The following is a 413-nucleotide window of genomic DNA, read 5'->3' as shown; positions in this document are numbered from 1 at the left end:
CTGGGATGGTGATCCGGTTAAATTTTCCCTTAATGTTGCTTTTGACGAAAAAAAATGGGCTAGCTGTGATTTGGTTGGTCTGACTGGTGAGATTTGAACGCACCCTGGTAACTGCCTTTAAAAACCTGGCGTAATTGATGGGCTTCAGCAGGTAATCTACTGCATCTTTTTCAAATGCTTCCGGTGCGTACTCCCGGTAGGAGGTTGTGAAAATAATGTTGCTTGCTGAACCAATAAGGTCTGCCAGATCAAGGCCGTTAAGTTGTGGCATATCAACATCTAATAGAACAATATCGGGAGTCGGAATAGTGCATAATTCTTCCAACGCTAAAAGCGGGTTGGTGGAGCTGCCAACCAATTCGAGGCCTGGGGTTTGATTGACGTACTTATCGAGTACTTCAATTGAATGATAT

Annotated in this window: 1 protein-coding gene; it reads right to left on the bottom strand. The window is 43.8% G+C overall.

Annotation, left to right across the window (positions count from 1 at the left end; all coding sequences use genetic code 11):
* Positions 1-413: LytR/AlgR family response regulator transcription factor (locus AC1DND_RS29540; RefSeq protein ID WP_477586610.1), on the bottom strand; the 413-nt coding region annotated here is incomplete at both ends.

The sequence above is a fragment of the Pedobacter sp. 01N416 genome (assembly GCF_056399685.1).
This window is presented reverse-complemented; position numbering and strand designations above follow the sequence as displayed.